This is a genomic window from Actinospineispora spinosispora DSM 44797 (assembly GCF_000429025.1).
Taxonomy (GTDB): Bacteria; Actinomycetota; Actinomycetes; order Mycobacteriales; family Pseudonocardiaceae; genus Pseudonocardia; species Pseudonocardia spinosispora.
In genome coordinates this window covers 21,328-28,499 of record NZ_AUBB01000056.1, presented here as the reverse complement: position 1 = coordinate 28,499, position 7,172 = coordinate 21,328, and the positions used below count along the sequence as shown (strand labels likewise).

At 72.4% G+C, this 7,172-nt stretch carries 2 protein-coding genes and 1 pseudogene; 1 reads left to right on the top strand and 2 read right to left on the bottom strand.

What is annotated here, in order from left to right; all coding sequences use genetic code 11:
- Positions 1-4,774 (bottom strand): annotated as a pseudogene (locus G406_RS48885) (hypothetical protein); the annotation flags it as partial.
- Between the two features lie 723 nt (positions 4,775-5,497).
- On the opposite strand from G406_RS48885, the gene G406_RS0122025 reads away from it, so the two are divergent.
- Entirely contained in the window at positions 5,498-5,782 is a 285-nt protein-coding gene (locus tag G406_RS0122025; protein WP_028935458.1) for a hypothetical protein, read from the top strand.
- A gap of 857 nt (positions 5,783-6,639) precedes the next feature.
- Here G406_RS0122025 and G406_RS54385 read toward each other — a convergent pair.
- Complete coding sequence (locus tag G406_RS54385; RefSeq protein WP_156935074.1) at positions 6,640-7,041, bottom strand: hypothetical protein; 402 nt, start codon at positions 7,039-7,041, stop codon at positions 6,640-6,642.
- Positions 7,042-7,172: the final 131 nt, after the last annotated feature.

The following is a 7,172-nucleotide window of genomic DNA, read 5'->3' as shown; positions in this document are numbered from 1 at the left end:
CCCCGGCCACATCCGCCTCATCCCCCACGACACGCTGACCGGCCGCGGCCCCGTCCCGGACGGCAACCGGCTCGACCCCGTCCGTCCGCGTGGTCGACGCGGCGGCGCTGTCCTCGCGCGCCGGCCGCTCGGCGGGCTCCGGCCTGACCGGAGTCTCCTGACGCCCGGCCGCATCGTCGTGGGCGGCGGTCGCCGCGGCGCGGCGGAACAGACCGGCCGAGGAGCGACGGTCCGCCGTGGCCACCTTGCGGGCCCGGTCCAGTGAGCGGAGCTCGGTCCCCCGGGTGTTCTTCGACGCCGACGCCTCGACCCGCTCGCGGGCCTCGGCGTGGGCCGCGTCGATCTCCCGCTGCGACGCTCCGCGCCGGATGCCGAGGTCGGTGTGTGCTCGCGCGACGGTGTCGCGGGCGACGTCGGCCAGCCCGCCGGGGAACCCGGCCTGCAGCTGGTCGGCGACCCTCGCGCGGCCGACCCCGGGCAGCTCGCCCTTGGCCAGCGCCACGAGCCCGGCACCTCCGCTGTACACCCACGCCTTGCGGGCGGCGGAGTTCAGCGTGGCCGCCAGGCTGGAGCCACCCCGGGCGAGCAGGGAACCCTCCGGTGCGCGCCGGGCGCCCCGCTCGGCGAGCGCGCCCGCCGTCTTCGCCAGCAGCGAGGTCGCTCCGCCGGTGACGGCCCGCGCCGGGATGCCCCACACCCGGAACGGCGCGGAGACGGCGTGCGCCGGCAGCTCCAAGGCGTGTCCGACGGCGGTGCGGGCGGCGCGTCCGACCTTGGCGGCGCCTTCCTGCAGCGCGGCGGTGCGCTCCAGGCCGCGGGCCCGCGACGCGGCGTCGGCCGGCTCCGCGACGCGGAACGACGCGGCGGCTCTGCCGCCGTCCGCGGTGGCGGCCCTCGCCGCACCCGGGCCGGGGGCGCGGGCGGTTCGCAGCGCGGCGGCGCGGTCACGGTTCACCGCCGCCTTTCCGTCGAGCCAACCGGCCTTCTTGGCCGAGGCGGTGGCCTTAGCGTCCAGCGCGGCGGCCTTCTTCAGCTGGGCGGGCGTCGCCGGGATGTGGGTGCTCTCGCCGAGTGCACCGCCCTCACCCGCGCGCAGCGCTCCGGCGTCGCGCCGGGCCAGGGCCGCCGCGCGGGCGGCCATCCCTCCCTCGGCCGCACCGCCACGGAGCAGGGACCCGACCTTGGCGAACGGGATCAGCGTCGTCGCGTCCTCCATCGCGGTGATGACCGGATGCTTGGCGTAGTCACCGGCGGCCTTCCCGAAGTCCACGACCGCGTTCGCGTTGCCCCCGATGCGGGCGGTCGCGTAGTCGAGCAGCGGCGCGCCGTATCGCTGGTAGGTGTGGACGACCGGGTCGATGACCATCTGCTGGATGTCCTTGCCCAGCGGCATGACCCGGTCGCGGGCCTGCTGCGGGGTCTCGTCGGGCAGGGGCTTCGGGTCGCCGAAGTTCCCGGAGGCCATCTCGTTGTAGGTCTGGTCGGAGAGCAGGTCCGTGCCGAGCTTGACGCCCAGCTCCGGGATGCTGGCGAGGACGTCCATGCCCTCGTCGTGCAGCACCGCCTGCTTGCCGGGGCTGTACAGGCTGGGGAGCTGGGGAAGGTTGTTCTCCATCCAGTCCTCGGTGACCCGCAGCGCGCCGCCGGCGTCCTGCGCCCGCTTCATCATCCAGCTGGGCTGGTTGTCGGCGAAGAGCGTGTCGAGCTCGGCCTGCTGGTCGGCGGGCAGCGCGTCCCGAATCGCCTCGAAGTCTTCGGGCATCTCACCCGACCAGCTGTTGGTGTCGGCGAACCACTGTTGCAGGGCCTGCCTGCGTTCGTAGCCCGACGCGTCCGCGCCCGCGGCCAGGTCGACGACCTGCCGGGCGGTCGGCATGCCCTGGCTCGCCAGGTCGAACAGGGTGTTGGGCTCCGCGTCGGCCAGCATGTCGGCGACCGGGCCCTTCTTGGTGGCGAGCCCCCGGTAGAAGGACTCGGTCTTGTCGAAGTCGCCGCCCTTGCGCAGGTAGTCGGCGGCGTCCGCGCCGCCGGCCATGCCGACCAGCCTCGCGCGGTCATCGGCCGAGCCGTTGGCCAGGTCGTTGAACCACTTGCCGTGCTCGCCCTGGGTGGCCAGGTAGCTGGGCAGGTTCGACTTGGCCCGCATGGCCAGCGCCGTGTCCGGGCCGCCCTGGTAGGAGGGCGCCCAGTCCTTCAGTGCACCTGGTTCCGCGCTGACGACGGAGAACGCCGTGTCCATCCGCTTCTGGACGTCCGGGTTGTCGGGGTCCTTACCGAACGCGTCGACCGCCGCGTCGACCTCGGAGGTGTTCCAGGCGTGCTCCGCGTGCACGGTGGTCTGGTCGCCGCCGACCAGCGCCTTCTTCGCGCCGACGTACGAGTCGTGGGTGCGGTCACCGATGGCGTTCGTCGTGGTGACCTGGGCGCGGCTGGTGAACCCGGTGCCGCCGGTGATCGCCTTGTTGGCGGCGTTCTCGGTGGGCTTGCCGTAGGCGTCGATCGCGTCGTTGAGCGCGTCCTGGTAGTCGGCGGCGTCGCTCTGCATGGTCTGCGCCGCGGTCAGGTTGTCCGCGGCGGCGTTGCCGTCGGTGCCGCCGCCGTCCCAGTAGCCGATGGTGGTGTCGCTCATGTCCATCTGCCCGGGCAGGTCCGGCTGCCGGCCGGCAGGTCCAGGGGTGGCCTTCTCGCCGGGGCGCTGCGCGGCGGCCTGGTCGGCGGCGGCCTTGTCCTTGGCCTGCTTCGCCTGTGCGGCGGTCTGGCGGACCGTCACCAGTCCGTCGGCATAGTCGGGGCCGTCGGCACCTCGGTTCCCGGTGCCGAACCCGTCGGGGCTCAGCGCGCTCTGGTCGGGCAGCCCGTTCGGCCCGACGGGCGCGCCCGGCACGGTGCCGCCGAAGTTCGAGCCGCGCAGCGCGCCGTTCGACGCGAACACCGGCCCGCCCGGGGTCCGGTTGCCCGGCGCGATCGGCTCGGGGGCCGTGGGCAGCGCGGCGTTGCGGCGGACCTTGTTCTCACTGGTCGTCACCGCGCCCGCGGCGTTGGTTCTGGTCTGCTGGTCTGTGGTGTCCTGCCCCACGAGCACCGACCCGTCGGGGTAGGTGATGGTGGTGAGCGTTCCGGTCGTGTGGGTGGTCGCGCTACCACCCTGTTTGGTCGGGTCCTTCGAGTCCTTGACCAGCGGCAGCGGCAGGACGGTCGTCGTGTCCACCGGTTCGGTCTTCGAGGTTCCGGTCACGCCCGGCAGCTGTGCGCCGGCCATGATCTTGCCCGCGACGGTGGTCGGCGCGGTGTTGATGTCCGGTGCCGTCGGTTTCTGGACGAGCCTCGAGTCGGGCTCGGCAGCACCCGGCGCCGGGGTGGTGCGTTGCGGTGCGCCCGGCTGGGGCAGCGGGGCGGGGTCTGCGGCCGTCGGGGGTCCGCGCGGCGCGGCCGCCGAACTGGACGGATCGAGCAGGATCGAGGCGGGGTCACCGACCGGCCTCGGCTGCGGCCGACCGGTCAGCAACGGTTCCAGGGTGTCCATGACCCCGGAGTCGCCGCCGGCACCAGCGGCACCGGCGGTACCGCCGCCGCTGGCGCTGCTCGGGCCGCTGGGCCCGTTGCCGCCCACGGGTACCGGCACCGCACCGGGCATCAGGCCTGGCGCCGCCGGTGTGCTCCCGTCGCCGTTCCCGCCGCTGCCCACGGTGTCCTGAGGCTGGACGAGACCGGTCAGCAGGGCGTCGACCGAAGACGGGTCGGAGTTCGTGACCGTGGGCTTCACCGGTCCCCCCGCGACATCGGGGGCGACTCCGTCGCTCATCCGCTGGGGTGCGCCGCCCGGAACCGGTGCGCCCGTCTGTCCCTGATCGGCCGGGGCGCCGTTGCGAGGTGTCACGGCCACGGCCGGAACGGCCTCGCCGGGATCGGCCACCTGACCGGACTTCGGATCCTTGCTCACCGCCGGAACAACAGCGCCCGGTGTCTGAGGCGCGGCCGGCTCCGGGGTCCGCGCACCCGCCGGCTGTACCGCACCGGGAGCCTGCTTCGGATCCGTGGCCACCGCGGGGGTGGCCGGCGCGTCGTTATTGGGCCCCGTCCCGGCGGGCTGCGCCGGTGTCCTGGCGGAGTCCGTGGGATCCTTGGCCACCGCAGGAGTGGCCGGTGCATCCTTCGCCGGCCCCGCCGGCGGTACCGGGGCCGCGGCGGCATCCTTCTGATCCTTGGCCGCCGCCGGAGCGGCGGTCGGTGCGGCGGGCGCACCCGGCTCCGCCTTCTTCGGTCCCGTATCCGGCGCGGTACCGGCGTTCGCCTGGGCAGCCTGGGGCTGCTGCGGCGGAGCGGCCTTACCGGCGTTGGGGTCCGTACTCGGCGCTGCCTTCTCCGGTGCTTTCGGCGCGGCCGCGGCCCCGTTGTCCGGGGCGGCGGTCGGCTTGTCCTTCGGAGCACTGGCCGGTGCCGGGTCGGCCCCGCCACCGTTGGAAGGGGCGGCCTCCTTCTTCGCCCCGGCCGGAGCTCCCGCCACAGCGTCGCCACTGCCACCGCCCGCGTTCGGACCGGCGCCCGCGACGTCCGCGACCAGATCGATCGACGCGGTGGTCACGGCCGGCTTGTCCGAGGCTGATGCGGAGAGCAACCACACCAACGCGGAGCCTACGACCAACACCGAGGTGAACCCGATCCGGCCGAACAGCCGAACCAGCGGCGCCCGGAGCGACCCTGGCGAGGAAAGCGGCACGCCGACGGCCGACAGCGCGCGAACGCACCGCCGAACAGCCGAAGCCACCACGATCATCACCGGACACTCCGAGACGGAGGAGGTCAGCCCGCATCACGGGCACAACCAAGGGATGCAGGAACCATGCCTGAACTCGGGTGGTGTCACGGCCAGGGCTCCGAGGCCGCCAGCTCCGCGCACACACCCGATCGACTGTGCTCGTCGCGGTCACCACACACGAGAAAGCACTGGCCCCAAGCGCCGAGCACTCAGGTCCGGTCGATCAGAACACACACCGCGAGGTATGTGTCGGCGCAACTTTACATGAGCATCCCGGACACGCCAATACCCGCACATCCGAGACGTTGCCCAGCAGCCGCGGATCGATCGCCCGATCCGGTCACGAATCCGCGTCAGCATCCCGGTGGCCGCGGCACCGACCTGTGTGGCCGCTACCAGCGACTATCGGCGGCAGCCACGCGCGGATGGCCGTGGCCGGCCTCGTTCGCGATCGCACACGGACCGTTGACGGCGACAGAGACGCTCGGTTACGTTCCTCGCCGCGAGCATGAACGTCTCGGTGTGAACACGTCCACCGACACGGGACGGCCCGCAACGTGAGGTCTCGGTGTGAATCCGACCGCGGAGACCAGGTGTGTTCCCTCCCTGGCTTAACTTCCTGCGCTCGATTCGCACCGTTTCCGATGGTCACCCTCCCCGGACGTTACCGACGTCCAGGTCGAGGCAGCCGCCGGTTCCGGTTGCGCGTCGGGTGCACCGCATCCGAAACGGCTGAGACCCATGGACATGTGCGCCCGCTTCATCACCGACGGCATCCGCGACGCTCTCACCCACTACCACCGCGACGACCTCCCGCTGCACCGGTTGTCCTGGGAGCTGCACACCCGCATCGACACCCTCGTGCCCCACGCCCCGTCGGTGTGGGTCGACCAGCTGCGCGACCTCCAGCGCCGCATCGCCGCGCTCGCCACCGCCGAGACGCCCGCGCTCACCGAGTCCGAGCACCACACCCTCGACGAGTCCCTGACCCTGCTCGCCGACGTACTGAACCTCGCCAACAACTGAACCAGCACCACCCGACCGACCGGCGTGGCTGCCGGAACGGAGAGGGCGCGAACTCCACCCGCTCTCTCCCGCGGCCACACGGCCACCGCACGACCGCCGCGGCCACGGGCACGAACCCCACCTGCCCGGCCGCGGCCACAATGGCCACATTGGCCACCCCGAGCGGCCATCGGTGGCCATGGCCACCGATGGCCACGGCCTCAGCAACGGCCACTTGTTCGGGTGGCAACAACGGCCATCTCCGGCCACTGCCCGACAGCCATCGATGGCCACGAACCCCTCGGCCGCCAAGAATCGCGGCCCGGCGAACCAGCCGTACCCAGCGGTACGACCGCCTGCAACAAATGAGACGGGTTGTGTCGGAGGGACGGTCGGGTACAGTCAACGTCGAGCCGGTTTACCGACTGTGTGCCCTGAGCGCCTTGAGCCTTGGGTCGACGTGTTCCTTCGCGTGACGTGACCGTGAAGAACAGCAGAACGGTACGGCTGTCGTTGGGTTGTCTCTTCTGGCTGGCTTTGTAGCCCCGGTGGGTCGTCGGTCCCAGCGAATTTTCCAAGATCAACCCAGGTCAGTCTCGATCCTCCGCGGGGTCTTCTCCGCGTTCGGAGTCTGTGGTGACGACGTCGGTGCCGGTGGTTGCTCGGGGACGCGTGCGCGCGTTCCCGAAAGCCGTCGTGCCTCGACACAGTTCGCTGGCGCTGGTGTCGCTCGCCGCACCTGCAGCTCGGTGGTTGTTGCGACTCGGTCCGGTATCGGTGTTGGTAGCTGTGTCCGGTCTGGTGTGGCTGGCCGGTGTGCTGGCTTCCTCGCCGGGCCCATCGCCGGCGCCGGTTGCATCGACGGTGTCGCTGGTGGTTCACGCGGTGCCCGCCGTGGACCCGGGTGGAGCTCCAGGAGGGTCGTCGGGCTCCTCTCCCGGCGACTCGGTCGGCGGCAGCCCGGGCGGCAGCAAACCGAGTGACTCATCAGGTGGCGGCTCGGGTTCCTCCGGCGGCTCGAGCAGTGGGAGCAGCGCCGGCGCAAGCCCGGCCGGTAGCTCCGAGGGTGGTTCGGATGCGGCCCAGGCCGCGGCCGGACACACCCCGGCGGAGTCGAACAACAACTCCGCCGCCGCCGCAAGCTCCACCCCCGACCAGACCGCGACCCCCTCGGCCGCGGTCGACAAGCCGGCCAACACCACAACCAACGCGGCGGCCGCCACAGGTCCTGATGCCCAGGCCGTGTCGGGCAATCCCGTGCCGCCCACGCAACCAGCCACAGCCACTACCTCGACCACCGGGTCGGATCAGACGGCCACACAGCCCGCGCTCGTGCGGAACAATCCGGCAACCCCGACAGCCACCACGGCTGCAACGACCACCACGGCGGTGACCGACCAGCAGCCTGGGC